The sequence below is a fragment of the Stieleria mannarensis genome (assembly GCF_014154935.1).
GTDB classification, from domain to species: Bacteria; Planctomycetota; Planctomycetia; order Pirellulales; family Pirellulaceae; genus Stieleria; species Stieleria mannarensis.
This window is the reverse complement of record NZ_JACEHH010000024.1, coordinates 123,682-143,795: the sequence shown is the minus strand read 5'-3', so window position 1 is coordinate 143,795 and position 20,114 is coordinate 123,682. Positions and strand designations below refer to the sequence as shown.

Here is a 20,114-nt window from a genome sequence, read left to right as displayed (position 1 = left end):
TTCGACAACCCACAGGGGCGGGGGAGTGTGCGCGCACGTCACAGGCACGAGCGTGCCGAGCACGAGCGAGCAAACGCCAGCACGAGCGGGAACGCCCTGTTCGTCGGCAGGTCGTTGAGTCGCGATAAAAAGTGGGCATCGAAATCGGGGTGGCGCGGTGAATGCAGACTGTCATGGCGCCCCTGAGGGCGACCGAGCGATCGAAACGCGACCGGCAACGGCGACACGATTCAAGGTGTTCCTGGTTGCGGTGCTCCCGATCGCCGCGGTTCTGGTCGGTGCGGGCACCACCGCTCGCGCCCAGCAGTCGATCGCAACCGCCGTGGCGACCGATGCCGCCCCGCTTCTGGCCGGCCAAGATCACACGCTTGAGGGTTCCGGTGCCGCGGACGACGACGAGAGTTTCGACAGCGAACTCGACTCCCTGCTGGAACAAGATCTCGGTGCGTTGCGGCGGACTTCGGTGGCCCCGTCGCTGGACGTCGAAGTCACCTCGGTCACGCGTCAAAAAAGCACCATCGGCAGGTCTCCCGCGGCGGTGTTCGTGATCACAAACGAAATGATTCGTCGCAGCGGTTACCAGTCGATCCCCGAGGTGCTGCGTTTGGCTCCGGGGCTGCAAGTGGCGCGGATCGATGGCAACAAATGGAGCATCAGCAGCCGCGGCGAGTCGGGGCGGTTCAGCGACAAACTGTTGGTCCAGATCGACGGTCGCACGGTTTACAACCCGCTGTTCGCCGGGGTGTTGTGGGATGTCCAAGACGTGTTGCTGGAAGACGTGCTGCGAATCGAAGTCATCCGCGGCCCCGGAGCGACGGTTTGGGGCGCCAATGCCGTCAACGGTGTGATCAACATCCTGACCAAACCCAGTTCCCAGACCCACGGCAGCTATGCGATTGCCGGCGCGGGGACGTTGGAACAGGGGTTCGTCGGCGGACGGCTGGGCGGCCGGACCGAATCAGGGGTCGATTATCGGGTCTGGGGCAAGTGGTACCAGCGCGACGAAATGGATTTGGTCGGCGGCACTCCGTACGATGCGACCGAACAGGCTCGATTGGGTTTCCGAACGGATTGGAACACGCCCGCGGATGACCAAATCACCTTTCAAGGCCAGTACTACAACGGCCAGTCGGACAGCTTGTCTGATCGGGACTTTGCCGGACGTCTGCGTTTCGATCAGCCGGTCGCCGGAGGGAACCTGTTGACGCGCTGGACGAGAACGCATTCGAAGGATCACGAATCGTCGCTGCAGCTGTACTACGATCGGTTCGATCGCAAAGCGTACGGATTCGGCCAGCAAACGAACATCTTTGACTTGGATTTTCAAAGCCATTTCCGATACCGATGTGATCACGCGATCATTTGGGGAGCCGGTTACCGCGCCATCTTTGACAAATTGACTAACAACGAACCGGTGCCCTACATCGCGGCCGATCCAGAGCGTCGCACGGTGCAGCGATTCAGCGCGTTCATTCAAGATGAAATGACGTTGCTCGAAGACGCGTTGTACTTCACGCTGGGATCGAAGTTTTCGCACAACACGTTCAGCAACTTCGAGATCCAGCCGAGCGCGCGATTGCTGTGGTTGCCCAGCGAATCGGACGCCGCTTGGTGTGCGGTCTCCCGCGCCATTCGCACGCCGTCACGTTTGTCGGCCGACGGGCAATTGATCGTCAATCAGCCGACGCCGCTTGGCAATTTTCCGCTGCAGCTTTTCGGCGACGGCGATTTGGGGGCGGAAAACCTGGTGTCCTATGAAGTGGGTTATCGCCAGCAGACCAACGAGTACCTTTCCTGGGACGCGACGGCCTATTTCCACGACTATGACAAACTGCATGCGCTGCGTCTGAATGTTCCCACGGCCGGTGTTCCGTATCTGGATGTCTGGGATGCCGCGTCGGCCGATGGCTACGGCATTGAGTTTTCCGCGACCGCTCAGCTGACCGGGTGCTGGACGGTTCGAGGTTGGTATGCGTTTCAGCGGATTCAGTTTGATGAACCGTCTCCGTCGATCCCAGGTACGGCCGGCAAGTCGGACGCGCTGCCGCGCAATCAGGTTTCGCTGACCCATTCCTTCGACCTTCGTCGCGGTTGCCAATTGGATCTCATCACCCGTTACGTCGACAGCCTGCCGGCCGAAGCAACGCCATCCTACCTGGCGGTCGACACGCGTCTGGGCTGGAATCTGGGACGCCATCTTTCCGCCTCGGTCGTCGGGCGAAACCTGTTTGACCGACGACACTACGAGTTCGGCCCCAATCTGTTCACCGGCGACGTTCCGACCGAAGTGCCGCGAAGCGTTCACGCGTACGTGGAGTGGCGACGATGAGCATGAACGACAAACGATCCCGGCGTCATGTTCGGCGATCGGTCACGCGATCGATCCGATGGGCCGTTGCGCTGCTGGTGATGGCCGGGCTTGCAGACGCACCAACGGCACGCGCCGATGTCGGCACCGCGACCGAGCAAAAGGTGAAGGTTGCCTACCTGTATAACTTTTTGCGCTACGTACGATGGCCCGAGACGGCGTACACCGACGAAGCTTCGCCGATGGTGATCGGGATCATCGATGGTGATCCCCACGCACGCTTGCTGAACCAGGTGGCGGCAAAAAAGAAAGCCCGCGGCCGCCAGATTGTCGTGCGAGAATTTGATTCCGTCGGCGTGATCCAAGCTTGCCATCTGGTCTTTCTGCACGCGGGAATCCCGGCGGCAGACGAAGCCGAGGCGATCCGGCGGACCGAACAACAGAAATCGCTGTTGATTTGCGAGTCGGCCAGGGGGACACAACCTGGGGTTCCGATCCGCTTCTTTACCGATCGCGACGGAACGATCGGGTTGCGGATCAACCTCGATGCGATGGCCCGACGCGGTCTGCAGGCGGACGCCAAATTGCTGAACATTGCGACCATCCAGCGGGATTAGCAGGGGCACCGCCTATGGGCATCACCAACAAACGATTTCGCGATGTTTCGGTGCAAACGAAACTGACGTTCCTGGCGGCGGCCGCGATCACGTTGGCGGTCACGGTCGCGTGCGTCATCTTTGTCGTCCTGGACGTCCGCCGCATTTCGGCATCCAAAGCCACACAGTTGACGGCGATCGCCGAAACGCTTGGCACCAACAGCACGGCGGCGATCGCGTTCCGGCAACAGGATGCCGCCGAAGAGTTGTTGGCGGCCGTCAAGCGGCGGCCGACGATCACCACCGCGTGCATCTTGGATTCCGACCAAAATGTATTTGCGATCTATCGCCGCGGCGGTGTCGATCACCGCAGCACTGATCGATCGCTGCCGAGCGGCCGTCCGATCACCGGCGGGGCGCATTACAGCGACGACGGTTTTTTGGAGGTGGCGGTACCGATCATTGACGACGGAAATCGTCTGGGCACGTTGATCTTGCGGGAAACGACCGCCGACCTGAAACAAGCGCGGCGAGCTCACCTGTTGGCCGCCGCCGTCGTGCTGGCCCTTTCCATCATCATCGGCGTGTTCGCCATCTCACACCTCCAGGAATCCGTGACCGCCCCGATTCTGCGACTGGCATCGACGGCCAAAAAAATCTCACAGACCGACGACTGTAGCATCCGGGTCTATCACGACGGCGAAGACGAAATCGGGGTCTTGTACCGGCAATTCAATGACATGCTGGATCGTGTCCAGTCACGCGAAAAAGCGGTGATCCAAGCCAGCAAGCGGCTGAAGGAACTGAACCAGGACCTGGAACAACGCGTCGAAAATCGGACCCGCGAACTCGAATCGTCCAACGCCGCCCTGCAAAACCAAGTCGAAGCCAGGGATCGAGCCACCAAACAGTTGCAGGAAACCCACGCGCAACTCTTGGATGCGTCCCGGCGTGCCGGAATGGCCGACATTGCCAACGGTGTCCTGCATAACATCGGAAATGTCCTGAACAGTTTGAACATCAGCGCCAACCTGATCGACGAACGTGTCCGCAATCTTAAATTGGCCAACGTCGAAAAAGCGGTCCAGTTGCTGACGCAAAACGAAGACGATCTGGCGGAATTCTTGCTGCAAACGGACCAGGGAAAGATCCTGCCGCGATACCTGGGCAAACTGTCTGAGAGTATGCGTGACGACCAACGTTCCATTTTGGACGAAGTGGTTTCTTTGGCGTCCAACGTCGAACACATCAAAGACATCGTCCGCGCCCAACAATCCCACGCCGGCGCGTTCGGTGTGACCGAACAACTGCAACCCGAATCGTTGTTCGAAGACGCGATCCGGTTTGTCCACGATTCGTTCTCCAAACACGACGTCCGCCTGGTGCGACAGTACGATCCGGTCGCGGCGATCGAAATCGAAAAGGCCAAGGCGGTTCAAATCATCGTCAACCTGGTCAAGAACGCCAAGGAATCGGTGCTGGAACACGACTCGGAAATCAAACGTGTGACGCTGCAGTTGCGACAAGACGGCGACGAGGTCTGGTTCCAGGTCCATGACAGCGGGATCGGGATTGCCCCCGAACGGATCACCACGATCTTCTCCAACGGCTTCACGACCAAAAAGGGCGGCCACGGTTTCGGGCTGCACGCCTCGGCGATCGCGGCCGTCGAACTGGGTGGCCGGCTGATGGTCCACAGCGACGGGATCGGAAAGGGGGCCACATTCACGTTGGTCCTGCCGGTGTCGCTCCGCAGCCCGGGAAAGGCGTTTGCCGGCTAAGGCTAGACACCAACACGGATGCCCGTACGATTCAGGTCTGGGTCGATGGTTCTGTGTTTCGCAATACGCTAAAACAGTACCGTCAGAACAGGCGATCCGCACGACACCGGCGATGAGCAACCGATCCGATGAATCAGCCCCCGCTTTCCGACCGTGATCAAACTCGCACCGGCGGCGACCAAATACGTTCCGGCCCCTGGCCACGGATCGACCGCCGCCAAGTGCTGGCCGGAGCGTTCGCCGCCCCGCTGGCGACCGGCGTGCTGGCGACAACCGCTCCGGCAGCCGAAACCACCGCCCGGAGCCCACGCGGGAACCGAATCGCCGTTTCCACGTACTCCTACTGGCGGTATCGCGACGACAGCAAGCTGACCATCGAGCAGTGCATCGATTTGGCGGCCGAGACCGGTTTCGACGGCGTGGAAATCCTGCACGTTCAGATGGAAGACGAATCCAATGCCGCGCTGCAACGGATCAAACAACGCGCCTTTCGCCACGGATTGGACCTGTGCGGGTTCTCGACGCATCAATCCTTCGTCTTTCCCGACGCCGCCAAACGCGACGAAAACGTCCGCCACACCATTCGCTGCATCGAACTGGCCTACGCGCTGGGCATTCCGACCATCCGCGTCAACACCGGTCGCTGGGGAACGTCCAAGGATTTCGACACGCTGATGGCCAACAAAGGGATCGAGCCCCGACTGGAAGGGTACAGCGACGACGACGGGTTCGCGTGGGTCCAAGAGGGGTTGGAAAAGTGTCTGCCGACCGCGGAAAAGTGCGGCGTCGTGCTGGGGTTGGAAAACCATTGGGGGCTCGGCCGAACCGCCTCGGGCGTGTTGCGTCTGATCAACGCGATCGATTCGCCCTGGTTGAAAGCGACCCTGGACACCGGCAACTTCTTGGAAGACCAGTACGCCCAATACGAACAACTGGCTCCCGAAGCGGTCTTCGTTCAAGCCAAAACCTACTTCGGCGGTGGCACCTGGTACACGCTGGACATCGACTACGACCGAGTCGCAACGATCCTGGCGGCAGTCGACTACCGGGGCTACATCTCGCTGGAATTCGAAGGCAAAGAATCGCACGCGACCGCGATCCCCAAAAGCCTTGAAACGCTGCGCAAGGCGTTCGCTTGAATTTCCACGTCAGCTTTTCCGTTTGAGCGAGAATCCCGATGGGGACACACGTCAGCGAAGAATCCTGGTTCGGCCGCATCGGCAAAGCGTTTGTGGGCATCCTGTTCGGAGGCCTGCTGACGGTCGTTTCCGTTCCGCTGTTGTTTTGGAACGAGGGCCGCGCGGTCCGCACCGCCAAAGGGTTGAAGGAAGGCGCCAAGGTCGTCGTCGACATCCAACCCGATTCGGTCGAGTCGGCAAACGACGGAAAGTTTGTCCACACCTCCGGCGATGTCCAGACCGATGACATCCTCCGCGACGATGACTTTGCCATCGAGTTCAACGGGATCCGTTTGACGCGCCACGTCGAGATGTTCCAGTGGAACGAAAACGAACAGACCAGCAAGGAGAAAAAGCTGGGCGGCGGAACGCGGACGACCACGACGTACACCTATGAGAAAGATTGGTTCCCCGGGTTGATCGATTCCAGCGAGTTTGATGAAGCACAATCCCACCAGAATCCGACCGAGTTCGTGTACGCCGATCGGACCTATCAGGCAAAAAACGTCTCGCTGGGCCAATTCCGGTTGCCCGATTCCCTGGTCGCAATGATCGGCGGCGAAGAGGCGTTGGAACTCGGACCGGCGAATCTGCCCCAGGATTTGCGGGACCGCTCGGTGATTCGCAAAGACGGTCCGGAGGGCGGATCGCGAATCTACATCTTTTCCAGCCCGCCGCCGCACCAAGAATCAACGCCCGCGCCGACGGCCGCGGCGGAATTAACGCTCACGGCACCGGACCAATCGCGGCCGGCTGACGGCGATCGCCGCGAACCGGTTGACGTGCCATCGGAATCGCCGCCGGCGGAACAGGAGACGTCGACACTGCGTTCCGCGATCGATCCCAGGGACACATCGGAACGTTCACCGCAGATCGGTGACGTCCGCGTCTGGTTCACCGCCACGCCGGTGCAAACCGTCAGCCTGCTCAGCCAACAGACCGGCGACTCGTTCCAACCCTTCCAGACACATTACGGGACGACGATCAACGTGCTGAAGGTCGGGATCCACAGCGCCGCCGAAATGATCGCTCAAGAAGAAGCGGCCAACCGAATGTTGACGTGGTTCTTGCGGGTGGCGGGAACCGGCATGATGTTCTTCGGCCTGATGCTGGTACTGCGTCCGTTGGTCGTGCTGGCCGACGTGCTGCCGATCGCCGGGTCGTTGGTCGGATTCGGGACGGCGATCGTCGCCGGCTTGCTGACGATCGCCGGGGCGATGACCGTCATCGGCATCGCCTGGGTCTTTTATCGGCCCTTGCTGGGGATCACCTTGCTGGTCATCGCCGGCGCTGCGATCTTCATCATCTTCCGGCGCGGCCGATCGAAACGCTCGCGGCAACCCGACACACTCACCCACGCCGATTTGGCTTGATCCGATCAGATTTGGCTTGATCAAAGACGCCCCCTTTCAAACCCAACGCCCTATGAAAGACTTCTCGATCGCCACCCTTTCGTTCGGCATCTTGATGTTGAACCTCGGCATTCTGCAGGCCCAAGACAACGCGAACACGACGGAGCAAAACAGGATGAATGATTCGGTCTTATTAAAACCATGGACGGGGCCTTATGGAGGCGTGCCGCCTTGGGACCTGGTCCGCAGCGAGGACTTCATCGACGCCTTCGACACGGCGATCGAACAAGCGGCCGCCGAAATCGACCAGATCGCGACCAACCCCGAACCGGCGACCTTCGAAAACACCATCGTCGCGATGGAACAGGCCGGCCAAGCACTCGACCGCCTGGATGCCATCTTCGGCGTCCATTCCTCCAACTTAAATCTCGGCCCGATCCCGGACATCGAACGCGTCGTCGCCCCCAAACTGGCCGCCCACTCGGACAGCATTTATCAAAACAGCGACCTGTTCGAGCGACTGGAGACCATTTACGAGAGCGACGCCAAGAAATCCATGGCCGTCGCACAGGTCCGCTTGATCGATGACCTGTACAAGACCTTCGTCCGCCGCGGCGCGAAACTGTCCTCCGGTGACAAAGCCCGGCTCTCTCGGATCAATGCCGATCTGGCGCGGTTGTTTACCGATTTCAGCCAGAACGTGCTGGAAGACGAAAAGCGGTTCGTGACCTGGGTCGAAAAGGAATCCGATTTGGCCGGATTGCCCGAAAGCGTGGTCGCGTCAATGAAACGCGCCGCCGAGGAACGCGGCAAACCCGATCAATGGGCGGTGACCAACACGCGATCCTCCATGGACCCGTTCCTGACGTACAGCCGAAATCGACCGCTTCGCGAGCAGGTCTGGCGGACTTATTACAACCGCTGTGACAACGGTGATGAGCACGACAACAACGGCATCATCACCGAAATCCTGGCGCTCCGCCGCGAGCGGGCCAAACTGCTCGGTTATCCGACCCACGCCCATTGGCGGCTGGAACCGACAATGGCCCAAACGCCTGAAGCCACGTTTGCGCTGATGGACCAGGTCTGGCCCAAGGCGGTCGCCCGTGTCGCCGAAGAGGTCGCCGACATGCAAAAAATCGCTGACGCCGAAGCGTCCGACGCCGCAGACAAAATCACGATCGAGCCTTGGGACTACCGCTTCTATGCCGAAAAAGTCCGCAAGGCGAAGTACGACTTGGACCTGGGCGAAGTCAAACCGTATCTGCAGATGGAAAAGCTGCGTGAAGGGATGTTCTGGGTCGCCGGTGAGTTGTTCGGGTTTTCGTTCACACCGGCCGAAGACGTTCCCGTGTTTCACCCCGACGTCCGTGTCTGGGAAGTGACCGGTCGCGATGGCCAACACGTCGGGTTGTGGTACTTTGACCCGTACGCGCGTGCGGGGAAACGCAGCGGCGCGTGGATGACCGCCTACCGCGTCCAACAAAACATGGACGCGCCGAAAACGCCGATCGTTTCCAATAATTCCAATTTCATCCCGGGCGGCAAAGGCGAAACCGTGCTGATCTCCTGGGATGACGCCGTCACGCTGTTCCACGAATTCGGTCACGCCCTGCACGGTCTTAGCTCGCAAGTCAATTATCCCTCACAAGCCGGCACCTCGGTCGCCCGAGACTACGTCGAATTCCCCTCCCAATTGCTGGAACACTGGTTGGATACCCCCGAGATCTTGCGCAAGTACTGCGTGCATCACGAAACCGGCGAGCCGTTGCCGCAATCGTTGATCGACAAGATCAAGAAAGCGTCCACGTTCAACCAGGGATTCGCGACGGTCGAATACCTAGCCAGTGCCATCGTCGACATGAAGCTGCATACCAGCGACCAGGAACGGATCGACCCCGATGCGTTCGAACGGGAAACGCTGAAAGAGATCGGGATGCCCGATGAATTGCCGATGCGACACCGAACGCCGCACTTTGCCCACATCTTCAGCAGCGACAGCTACTCGGCCGGCTACTACAGTTACCTGTGGGCCGACGCCTTGACCGCCGATGCAGCCGAAGCGTTCGAAGACGCCGGTTCGTTCTACGATCCGGAGCTTTGCAAGAGCCTGTACGAGAACGTTTTTTCCGTCGGCGACACGATCGACCCGGCGGAGGGTTTTCGACGCTTCCGGGGACGCGACGTCGACACGTCGGCTTTGATGCGCAAACGGGGATTTTGATGCGATGATGTTTGCCCCAACACGTTACTTATTGGTCGTCTTGCTGCTCGTGTTACTGGGCGGCTGCATCGCCACCATCACCTGCCCTGCCGAGGACTGGACGCAGTTCCGTGGTCCCGGAGGACAAGGGCACTCGGACGCCGCGATGCTGCCTCTGACCTGGAGCGAGACCGAGAACATCGCCTGGAAAACCCCGATCGCCGGCGACGGTTGGTCCTCGCCCGTCGTCGCGGAGGGCAAGATCTTTTTGACCACCGCGACCGCGATCGACGATGATGCGGACAAGGCCCGGTCCTTGCGTGCCCTGTGCTTCGGTGCCGACGACGGACAGATCCTGTGGGACCGGGAAGTCTTTCGTCAGGCCGGCGAAGGGGTCCAGATGCACAAGAAGAACAGCCCTGCCAGCGCCACGCCGGTGATCCGCGACGACCGTTTGTACGTCCACTTCGGCCCCTCCGGAACGGCTTGTTTGACGACCGACGGAGAAGTGGTTTGGAAGACACAGGAACTTAAGTTCAAACCCGTCCACGGCAACGGCGGCTCCCCGGTGCTGTACAACGACACGTTGATCGTCACCTGCGATGGCGGGGACCAGCAATTCGTCGCCGGCATCTCCGCGACGACCGGCGACGTCGTTTGGAAAACCGACCGGCGGGCCGACGTGCGAAAAGGCTTCTCGTTCAGCACGCCCACGTTGATCGAAGTCGACGGTCGCACGCAAGCGGTCTGTCCGGGCAGCGGCGCCGTGGTCGCCTACGACTGCGAAACCGGCCGCGAGCTGTGGCATGTCGACTATGACGAAGGCTACTCTGTCGTGCCGCGTCCGGTTTACGCCAATGGACTGGTCTTTGTCAGCAGCGGCTACGATTCCGCATCGCTGTATGCGATCGATCCGACCGGCCGCGGCGATGTGACCGACTCGCACGTCCGCTGGACGATCGACAAGGGCGTTCCCAAGACGCCGTCGATGCTGGCCGTCGGCGGGGAACTGTATTTCGTCGATGACGGAGGCGTCGCGTCGTGCGTCGATGCGACCTCGGGCAAGCTGCATTGGAAGAAACGGCTGGGAGGAAAGTATTCGGCGTCTCCCTTTTACGGTGGCGGCCGGATTTATTTCCAAAGCGAAACGGGAACGACGACGGTGATCGAGCCCGGAAAGACGTTCGTCGAACTGGCGAACAACGAAATCGGCGAAGATGATCGGACGTTTGCTTCCTTTGCGGTGATCGATGACGCGATTCTGTTGCGCAGCGAAACACATCTTTATCGGATCGAAGAGTAAGGCGGTTTTCCCGTATCCGTCTCGTGGGGAGGTCGTTCTAAACTGCCAAAGTTGGTCTAACCGCGGCGGCGAAGCGGAGGCCGTGATCAATTAGACCAATAGGACATAGGGGACCCATAAGTCCTATGTGAGGGGCGGCACAAACCCGGAGCCCCATCCGGACGAAACTGGTGACAGGCTGGAAGCCTATCCCACTTACAAATCCAACACGCGATCCATCTGTGCGGCGATTTCCGCCAGTCGTGTTCGGTCGCCGCCCTTGACTTCGGCGGTCGCCCAACCTTGATAGTCGATCTTTGCCAGCTCGCTGCGGACCTTGTCCCACTCGATGCTGCCTTCACCGAGCGGTTTTCGGAACCCTTCGCGCATGCCCTCGTTCATCGCGACGTTCAGATCATATTCTTTGATGTCCAATTTCTTCGCCCTGCGGCCGATCACTTCCAGCCAGTGCTGCGGCCATCCCCAGCGGACGACGTTGCCGACGTCAAAGTAGATGCCGACCATGGGGCTGTCGAAGGAATCGACGAATCGCGCCATCCCCATCGGCTCGATCAGGTACGACGCCCAGACGTTTTCGCACAAGATCATCACGCCCTGCTTCTCGGCGTGATCGACGGCGCGACGGATGATCTGTTTGGTCTCCTCGTAGTTCTGCAAGTAGCTGATCTTGCGATCGTACCGGACCACATGCAAGACCGAACTGGCACCAAGCATCTTGGCCTGATCGATCGCGCCGACCAGGTCGGGGTTACTGGAATGAACCACTCCGTGAATCGGCAACCCGGTGGATTCACTGGCCTGGGCGTAGGATCGGACCAGCGCCTCGTTTTCTGTGCCCAGCTTCGCGCGGGTTTCAACGCCGTCGAACCCGAGGTCACGGATCATGCGGAATTTGTCCAGGACCGACTCCGGACCGGTGGCCATATGAAATTTGACGGCTTTTTTGATCTTGCCGCTGAACTCGCCGGCTGAGGCGCCGGAAGTCATTGGTGACGTGGATGCCGCCGCGGTGGCCAAGGCGGCAGACTTCAAAAGGGTTCGGCGATGCATGGTGGGTTCCAGGGAAAGAGACTTCGGCGTCACGACAACGACCAACCGGCGCGGGGCTCGCGGCGGATGAACGGATCGGCTTCCGGGCATCCGGTGCAGTTCATGTTGACCGGGTCCCAGGTGATTTTCTTGCCGACGCGATAGGCGACGTTGCCCAAGTGGTTCGCTTCGGTCAGCGGGCCGGCATAGCTGAACGGGCTGCCGGTTTTGCCGCCGTCCAAACAGGCGGCGACCCATTCGGCGTGGTGACCGGGCGAATCGGGGATGAAGGGATCGGGATAGACGAAGTCCTTGAATTCCGATTCGGGCAACAACAGATGCTTGCGGTAATCCGACAACAACATGCCTTTGGAACCGATGAACAACACGCCGCTGTTCCACTGTGGGATCTCGCCGCGTTTCCAGATCTCTGGCTTGTGTGTCCCTTGATGCCAAGTCAACTTCACCGGCACTCGATCGCCACGTCGGCCGTATTGGTATTCGGCCGACATCGACGCCGGTGCGATCTCCGGATGCGGCGGGGGTCCAAACGCTTCGACGGTTTCTGGCGCGTCCAACTCGAGCGCCCAAAACGGCAGATCGTTCCAGTGGCTGCCCAGGTCGGACATGGTGCCGTTGCCAAAGTCCCACCAGCGGTACCAATTCGGGCCCGGGAAGTAAACTTGGTGAAACGGCCGCTCGGGCGCCGGTCCCAACCAGAGATCCCAATCCAGGTAGCTCGGCGGCGTCATCCCGGTTTCCGGCCGGGCGTCGACGAACAGCCGGTCGTTCTTTTTGGCCTCCGCTTCGGATTGCAATCCCCAGGCGCGGCCGACCCAGACGTGTGCTTCGTGCACGTCGCCGATCGCGCCGGATTGAATCAATTCGACCACGCGGTGGTAGTTCTCGCTGGCGTGAATCTGGGTGCCCATTTGCGTGACGACGCCCGCCCGCCCGGCCGCTTCGGTCACCGCGCGGGTTTCGGCAATGTTGTAGGCCAGCGGTTTTTCACAGTAGACGTGTTTTCCCAATTGCAGCGCCGGCATGGTGGCGTAGGCGTGGGTGTGTTCGGTCGTGCTGACCACCGCCGCATCGATCTGTTTCCCGACGGCGTCATAGAGTTTGCGAAAATCGCGAAACTTGCGCGCCGCCGGAAATTGCTTGGCGGTGTTTTCCAGGAAGCGATTGTCGACGTCGCAAATCGCTACGACATCCACTCGCCCGGTTCCGCGGATCGCTTTCAAGTTGCTCCCGCCGCGTCCCCCCACACCGATGAACGCCACCTTCAATCGATCATTGGCGGCGGCACGAACGCGCCGCGGGGCCAGCGCGACGGACGTGGCGGCTGCGGCGGCGACGGCAGTGTTTTGGACAAGAAACCGACGACGATCGATGGCATGCATGGCGATGGACCCGGCAAATGGGGGGAGGATGGTGGCGTAAAAACGCAGGCGGGGAGAGGAAAAGTGTAACCGCTTGGCACACGAGACGTCGGATTCGGGCCAAAATTCAACTTTCAGGGTTTCTCGGCACTTCAAAACGCATTTTTTTCTAAGGGCGTCGCGGTCCGATCGTTTTCACTGTGCATGGACGAGCATCCTTCTGCTTGCGCGGGTAATGAACCAGTTGAATCACCAATGCGATTCGTCGTGTGATCGGGCCAGTCCCGATCCGGCCGACCCCGATCGGCTGAGCGATCAAGCATGGCTGACGGAAGTGTTTCGAGAGAACGAGTTGCCGATGATGGGTTATGCGACACAACTCTTGGGCGATCGCGACCGCGCCAGCGACGTCGTTCAGGACACGTTTGTTCGACTGTGCCGACAACCGCGCCGGCAGGTCCAAGATCGAGTCCGGCAATGGTTGTTTCGCGTCTGTCGTAATCGTGCACTGGACATCCTGAAGAAGGAAAGCCGAATGAAGACGCTCGATGACGCAAACGCCGCACGTCAAGTCAGCCGAGACGCCGGTCCACAATCCGTCGTCGAAATGGCCGAACGACACGAGAACGCACAAAGTCTGTTGGCCACGTTGCCGGCGAAACAGCAAGAGGTCATCCGGCTGAAGATTCACGGGGATTTAAGTTACCGCGAGATCAGCGAATTGACGGGGCTGAGCGTCGGTAACGTCGGCTACCTGTTGAGCACGGGATTGAAATTGATTCGCAACCGACTCGCCGCCGCTGAATGACACATCATCATCCTGGGAATCCGATCATGACATCCGAACCGACCGACCCACACGAAGGGATCGAAGAGCGCGCGACCGCGTTTGTCTTCGGTGAACTGGAACGTGAACAGGCGACCGAGTTCATGAAGTTGATGGACGCATCGCCGGAAGTGCGAGCCATCGTCGCTTCGGTTCGCGACGCCGTCGGAGCGGTCAAAGCGGAATTCGCCTCCGAGACCGCTGGCGTCCATCCACTGGCCCGCCGCCGAATCGAAAACGCCATTCAATCGCCCCACCCCGAACCGCCGCCGGTCGTGGCCGCAGGTGCGGATCCGTCCACTCGGCTTTGGGTAGCCGGCTTGGCCGTCGCTGCCACCTTGCTCTTGGTTTCCGGTTTAACCTTACCCGCGCTCAATCGAATCATCGCCGCGAACACCGATACGAAGCAGTTGCGAGATCGCATCAACGAGATCGAATCGGAGAATCAACGGCTGGTCGTGGAGAAACGTTCGGTCGAACGAGAATTGGCCGAGGTCCGCGCGACGCTGGCCACAACCGCTGCGGCAGCGCCATTGATCGCACCGGGCGACGACGCACCGGAAAGCGTCCGGCCGGCCGAATCTGAAACGGAGACGCTGGCGACGTCGGATCCGAAGACGGCACGCGGCGCAGCAGCCGACAACGCTGACTCGGCGATGCAGCCCACGATTGCAACCGATTCACAAAGCGATGCCGTGACAGCACCTATGGAGGAAGCTTTCGGTCAAAATACACCCCAAGGCGACCCGGCGAATCTGGCTGAATCGGGTTTATCGGCAGGCAACAACACGGATGATGTGGTCGCGATTGAATCCGACGCCCCCCCCCGACCAGAAGCGTCGGAACCCAACGGTCCAGCCCATTCGATTCAGATGAACCCGTTGTTGGCCCAGCCGGTCGCGCCCCCGTATCGCGATCGCCTGTCCCGGCGGATGGACTTCCAGGCGAACGATCTATCGCACCTCGCCGGCCGCACGCGGGAAGGCGAAATGATGATGGGGGCGATGGCGACAGCCGACCAAGCAGGGGCCGGACCTTCGAGACGTGTGGCCGAAGGAGATCAATTCGCGCCGATCAGCGAAAACCCTTTCGTGAGCGTCGTCAGTGGGCCGCTTTCGACGTTTCCGATTGACGTCGATCCCACGGTTTATGACAAGTTGCGAATCAATTTGAACCAGTACAACCAATGGCCCACTTCCGATGCCGTCCGCGTCGAAGCATGGGTCAACTACTTCGACTATCACTACGCGCCCCCGCAAGACGATTCTCCGTTTGCCGCCGCGATCCAGATCGCCGAGTGCCCGTGGAATCCACAGCATCGATTGGCCAGGATCGGGATCAAGGCCAAGGTGCTCGAACTGGATCGGTCCCCCAGCAATCTGGTGTTCCTGGTGGATGTTTCGGGATCGATGAACCGTCCCAACAAAATGCCGTGGGTGGTCGACGGCATGAAGGCCTTGGTCGATCGGCTCGGCGAAAACGATTCCGTTGCGATCGTGGTTTACGCCGGGGCGGACGGCATGGTGCTCGACGCGACCTCGGGCGACCGCAAAAAGGTCATCATCGATTCGCTGGATCGACTGCGCGCGAGTGATCGTCAGCGTGTGCGCGGCTCCACCGACCACGGCCGCGGAATCCAACTGGCCTACGACATTGCCCGCGAACACTTCATCGACGGCGGCACCAATCGAGTCATCGTGTGTAGCGACGGCGAGTTTAATGTCGGTCTGACCGACAGCGATGAATTGGTGGAATTGGCGCAGCAAAACGCCGCCGACAACATTTTCTTGACCGTGCTGGGCTTCGGCACCGGCAAATTCAACGACGCGGTGACAGAACAGATCATCAACAAGGCCGACGCCAACTCGGTGCTGGTCAACAGCCAAGACGAAGCACGCGAGGTCCTGGTCCGACAGATCAAGGGCAGCCTGGCGACGGTCGCCAAAGATGTTGACCTGCACGTCGAGTTCAATCCGATGGAAGTCGAATCGTATCGCTTGATCGGTGATCAGAATCGCTTCCTGTTCGCCGACGACTTGGCGGACGAGAGCAACGCTCCCGGCGAGATCGGTGCGGGACACACGGTGACAGCGTTGTATGAAATTGTGCCCCGCCAGAAACACCCCAACGACGATGCGACCGCGGGGCCGCCAAGCATCGACGATTTGAAGTACCAACATCCGGTTCGTTTGCGGGAGCAAGCCGCCAGCGGCGAACAGCTGACGTTAACGATTCGCTACAAACCGCCGACCGGAGACCAGGTTCGCCAGATCGAATTTGCCGCCAAAGACAGCGGCAAGGCGTTCAATGAAACCGACCGCGATTTCCAATTCGCCGCCGGCGTGGCCGCCTTCGCCATGCTGCTGCGAGACTCGCCGCACAAAGGCAGTTGCGACCTGGACATGGTCGAAGAAATCGCCACCGCCGGTGCGTTTGAGGATCGCTCAGGATACCGTGACGAATTCGTCTCACTCGTCCAACAGGCCAAACGGCTGATCACCGAGTGAGTTCGTTCCAGGAACCTGTACCAGGAATTCTACGAACGCGGCGGAAAACAAGCCGTCTGCGCCGGTAACTGGAAAGCGATCCGATTGCCTTGGGGCAGCGGAAAAACACAGCTGTATGATCTCAGCAACGACATCGGCGAAACCAATGATCTGGCGGACCAGAATCCGAAGGTCGTCGAGCGTCTGGAGGCGATGATGGTCAACGCCCTCACGCCACACCCGAACTGGAAACCGCGTTAGGGCTGGCGTTTGATCGATCGGATAGACTTCCAGTCTGTCACTGCGGTAGGATTCCGGGGGGATGGCAGAATGATTCGGGGCAGAATGATGGGGTGCGCATGAGCGGGCGGCGCCCTCCTAACCAGGCTTCGCCTGGAAACGTCATCCCCGCGTGACTCGGGACATCGATTGTAGAGGTGACAAAAACGCTGTCTCTCCCTGAGGGAGAGATTCCTCATCAGGGAGACACCATGACCAAACCGAACCGATCCACCCCCAACCGGCGTGAGGTGCTCAAGAGCGTCTCGGCGTTTTCCGCCATCGGTGCACTGTCATCAAACGCTGCGGTCGCTGGCAGCGATGCCGCCGGACAAAGCGATGCCGCCGGACAACCTGCCGCGTCGTTGATTCGTGATGAAAACGCCAAGCCGGGTTCACGTGATTGGCAACTCACACGCGTGCGTCTGGATTCACGCGAAGGAGTCCGCGCCTCGAAGATCGAAGGGTATTGCTCGCGGCAGAGTGTGGCGGCGGGTGAATCGATCGACATCATGGTCTCCACCGACCCGGCGCAAAAGTACGTGATCGAGATCTTTCGCACCGGATACTACGGCGGTCGCGGGGCGCGGTTGATGACGACGCTTGGACCGTTTGACGGCACCGTGCAACCCACACCTCCGCGCGGCGAAAAGCGTCTTCGCCAGTGCACGTGGGCACCCGCGGTGACGCTGACGATCCCCGACGATTGGCCCAGCGGCGTGTATTTGGGGCGGCTGACAACGACCAGCGATTCGACCGGATTCGGTTACTGGCAAAACTATGTCGTCTTCATCGTCCGCGACGACCGCCCCGCTGACATCCTGCTGCAGTGCAGCGACAATACCTGGCAGGCGTACAACCAGTGGCCCGACAACGATTCGGTCTACACGCACCCCCAAGGCAACCAGGGACCTTGGGCCGACGTCAGTTTTGACCGCCCCTACGGGATGTATCCCCAGATCTTTCAGAACCCGCAAACGATCGGCTCGGGCGAGTGGCTGTGCTTTGAGTTCCCGTTGGCGTACTGGTTGGAAAAACACGGCTATGACGTGACGTATTGCTCCAACAGCGACATGTTGACAGCCGACCGGGGACTGAAGTGCAAAACGTTCATCAGCAACGGGCACGACGAATACTGGGACATCCGGCAATACCACAGCGTCGTCCGGATGCGGGATTCAGGCGTTAGTTTGATGTTCCTCTCGGGCAACTCGGTGTGCTGGGTCAGCCCGTTTCGTGAAAGCGCCGACGGCCGCGCCAACCGTATTCTGTTTCGCGGCGGGCCGTATGGCGGTGATTACAAATGGGCCACACTTCGCGAGCAACGGCACGGACCGTTCCCACATCGCGGACCCGACGAAGGCTACTTGATGGGATCGCGAAACGTCAGCCCGGTCAACGGTGGCGGCGATTGGATTTGTGCGTTGCCGGATCATTGGATCTTTGCAGGCACCGCGATGAAACAGGGTGAATCGATCCCCGGTCTGATCGGCTGGGAGTACCACGGCGATCCGCCCAGCGACATCCCCGGATTGGAGGTTGTCGGCACTGGCACGGCGCTGCAAGGCGGCGTAAACCCGCAAACATGGACATCGACGATCTACCCCGGCCCCAACAACAATTTCGTCTTCAACGCGTCGACGATCTGGTGGTGCCAAGGTTTGGCCAGCCCGCCGGGACACTGGCTGCCGTGGTCGCATTGGAGCCGTCCCCACGGTCCCGACGACCGCGTCCAGCGGATCACCCACAACCTGCTGCGACGGGCAATCGGGAAAAACGGCTGACCCGGCAACAAAGCGTACTGCTGTCTTGCCGTGGGATTCCATCCCGCCGCGTCCGCACGGGGCACTCACATCGGTTCTCATCGCGACCCTGATGCCGACCGGGACGACGCGACCGTCTCACAGGTCCCTGCTGCTGCTCGGACTGGGCATCTTGTTGATCGGACTGCTGCTGGTTGCGTTTCTGTTTTAGGGGCCAAGAAGACAAATCCCGATGAACTGGCCGATCGGGTAAGAGGTGGTCGGTGGATGGGTGTACGACGTCCTTTCTAGGTCGTCGCGCTGAGCCCCACGGGCGACGGCCCGGAAGGCTAGACACCAACGGGGGTGGCAGACTACAACGCCGCGGATGGGAAAGTCACAACAACCGCCGTCGTCGCAAACGTTTTTGATTGATGCCGCCATCATGTTGCATCGTTTCGGCACACCGTCGCACCGGCTCGAACGCGTGATGGGGAAAGTCGCCGCGGCGTTGGGCATTCACGGCGAATTCTTGTACACGCCGACGGCGCTTGTGATTTCGCTCCGTGATTCATCGGGCGACGAAATGACTGTCATCCGGCGTGTCGACAGCGGACCGGTTAACGTCGACAAGCTGATCCGATTCGACGAATTGCTCACTCGCGTCGAGCGCGGCGAGATGACCGTCGACGCCGCGACGACCGAGATGGAACAGATCGAGCAGGCCAAGGCATTGTACGGCCCGCCGGTCTACATCGCCGCCTGCGCGGTCGCCTGTGCCGCCGTCGCGGTTTTGTTTGCGGGGACGCCGTGGGAAATCGCGTTGGCCGGTCTGGTCGGTGCACTCGTCGCGGGAATCGAGTTGCTGTACGAGCATTGGCGGTTGGAATTAGGCCTGCTGGAATTGCTGGCCGGTGTCGTGGCGGCGACCAGTTCGTTGCTGGTGGCTTGTTACGTCGTTCCCATCGATCACCGTCTGGTCACGTTGGCGGGGCTGATCATTCTGATCCCGGGTTTGCGTCTGACGGTCGCGTTGACGGAACTGGCCGTCGGCCACCTGTCGGCGGGCGTGGCCCGAATGTCCGGCGCCCTGGTTTCGCTGGCGACCTTGTTTGTCGGTGCGATCTTGGTGTGGCGATTGCTGGACCGTTTCCAGCCGCAGATGGGGCCGCGGTTGCCGCTGGCATCGGATTGGCAATGGGTCGCACTGGCGGTCGCGCCGGTCGCGTTTGCGATCGTGTTTCGCGCCGCCTGGCGGCAATGGCCGGTCATCGCCTTGGTCTCCGTTTTGGGCGTGGTCGTCAGTTGGGCTGCCGGCCCCCGATTCGGCATCGAAGTCGCTTCGTTTCTGGGCGCGTTGTCAGTCGGGTGTGGCAGCAACCTGTACGCACGGATTCGCGACATCCCGGCGTTGGTCCCGCAGACCCCGGGAATGTTGATCCTGGTTCCCGGTTCGCTGGGCTATCGATCGCTGTCGGCGCTCTCGCAGCAGCAAACGGTCGAAGCGGTCCAGTACGGATTTGAAATGGTCGTGATCGCATCCAGCCTGGTCGGTGGATTGATCGTGTCCAACGTGATCATCCCGCCCAAGCGGATCTTGTGATTCGCCGGTCAAACGTAGCGACCTTCGCCAGCAGGTGGAGCCCCGG

General features: G+C 60.4%; 14 protein-coding genes. 12 read left to right on the top strand and 2 right to left on the bottom strand.

Features of this window, described 5'->3' with window-relative positions; genetic code table 11:
- Positions 1-157 precede the first annotated feature (157 nt).
- The 7 genes from H1B37_RS17415 (at position 158) to H1B37_RS17385 (ending at position 10,721) form a co-directional block, all read left to right on the top strand.
- Entirely contained in the window at positions 158-2,329 is a 2,172-nt protein-coding gene (locus tag H1B37_RS17415) for a TonB-dependent receptor plug domain-containing protein (RefSeq protein WP_182867928.1), read from the top strand.
- 2 nt (positions 2,330-2,331) lie between these two features.
- The gene (locus tag H1B37_RS17410; protein WP_182867927.1) at positions 2,332-2,925 is read left to right on the top strand and encodes a YfiR family protein; all 594 of its coding nucleotides are present in this window, start codon (positions 2,332-2,334) and stop codon (positions 2,923-2,925) included.
- Between the two features lie 14 nt (positions 2,926-2,939).
- Positions 2,940-4,685: an ATP-binding protein gene (locus H1B37_RS17405; RefSeq protein ID WP_182867926.1), complete on the top strand. Its 1,746-nt coding sequence runs from the start codon at positions 2,940-2,942 to the stop codon at positions 4,683-4,685.
- Positions 4,686-4,813: 128 nt separating this feature from the next.
- Complete coding sequence (locus tag H1B37_RS17400) at positions 4,814-5,824, top strand: sugar phosphate isomerase/epimerase family protein (RefSeq protein ID WP_182867925.1); 1,011 nt, start codon at positions 4,814-4,816, stop codon at positions 5,822-5,824.
- A gap of 38 nt (positions 5,825-5,862) precedes the next feature.
- Positions 5,863-7,236 carry a TMEM43 family protein gene (locus H1B37_RS17395; protein WP_182867924.1) on the top strand — a complete coding sequence of 458 codons (1,374 nt, stop codon included), beginning with the start codon at positions 5,863-5,865 and terminating at the stop codon, positions 7,234-7,236.
- A gap of 52 nt (positions 7,237-7,288) precedes the next feature.
- A complete protein-coding gene (locus tag H1B37_RS17390) occupies positions 7,289-9,439 on the top strand; it encodes a M3 family metallopeptidase (protein WP_182867923.1) in 2,151 nt (716 codons plus the stop codon).
- 4 nt (positions 9,440-9,443) lie between these two features.
- Positions 9,444-10,721 (top strand): outer membrane protein assembly factor BamB family protein, encoded by a 1,278-nt coding sequence (locus H1B37_RS17385; protein WP_286177849.1) that lies wholly within the window; start codon positions 9,444-9,446, stop codon positions 10,719-10,721.
- A 195-nt stretch (positions 10,722-10,916) separates the two neighbouring features.
- Here H1B37_RS17385 and H1B37_RS17380 read toward each other — a convergent pair whose 3' ends face one another.
- Together H1B37_RS17380 and H1B37_RS17375 are read right to left on the bottom strand one after the other, a co-directional pair.
- The gene (locus H1B37_RS17380; RefSeq protein ID WP_182867922.1) at positions 10,917-11,771 is read right to left on the bottom strand and encodes a sugar phosphate isomerase/epimerase family protein; all 855 of its coding nucleotides are present in this window, start codon (positions 11,769-11,771) and stop codon (positions 10,917-10,919) included.
- Between the two features lie 29 nt (positions 11,772-11,800).
- A complete protein-coding gene (locus tag H1B37_RS17375; protein WP_182867921.1) occupies positions 11,801-13,153 on the bottom strand; it encodes a Gfo/Idh/MocA family protein in 1,353 nt (450 codons plus the stop codon).
- Positions 13,154-13,376: 223 nt separating this feature from the next.
- Here H1B37_RS17375 and H1B37_RS17370 point away from each other — a divergent pair, with 223 nt between their 5' ends.
- From H1B37_RS17370 to H1B37_RS17350, 5 genes are all read left to right on the top strand, one after another.
- The gene (locus H1B37_RS17370; RefSeq protein ID WP_182867920.1) at positions 13,377-13,940 is read left to right on the top strand and encodes an RNA polymerase sigma factor; all 564 of its coding nucleotides are present in this window, start codon (positions 13,377-13,379) and stop codon (positions 13,938-13,940) included.
- 26 nt (positions 13,941-13,966) lie between these two features.
- Positions 13,967-16,465, top strand: coding sequence for a YfbK domain-containing protein (locus tag H1B37_RS17365; RefSeq protein ID WP_182867919.1), 2,499 nt, complete (start codon positions 13,967-13,969; stop codon positions 16,463-16,465).
- An 84-nt stretch (positions 16,466-16,549) separates the two neighbouring features.
- Positions 16,550-16,705, top strand: a complete 156-nt coding sequence (locus tag H1B37_RS17360) for a hypothetical protein (RefSeq protein ID WP_182867918.1) — start codon at positions 16,550-16,552, stop codon at positions 16,703-16,705.
- Between the two features lie 230 nt (positions 16,706-16,935).
- On the top strand, positions 16,936-18,507 hold the full coding sequence (locus H1B37_RS17355) for a N,N-dimethylformamidase beta subunit family domain-containing protein (protein WP_182867917.1): 1,572 nt from the start codon (positions 16,936-16,938) through the stop codon (positions 18,505-18,507).
- Positions 18,508-18,853: 346 nt separating this feature from the next.
- A complete protein-coding gene (locus H1B37_RS17350; protein ID WP_182867916.1) occupies positions 18,854-20,068 on the top strand; it encodes a threonine/serine exporter family protein in 1,215 nt (404 codons plus the stop codon).
- Positions 20,069-20,114: the final 46 nt, after the last annotated feature.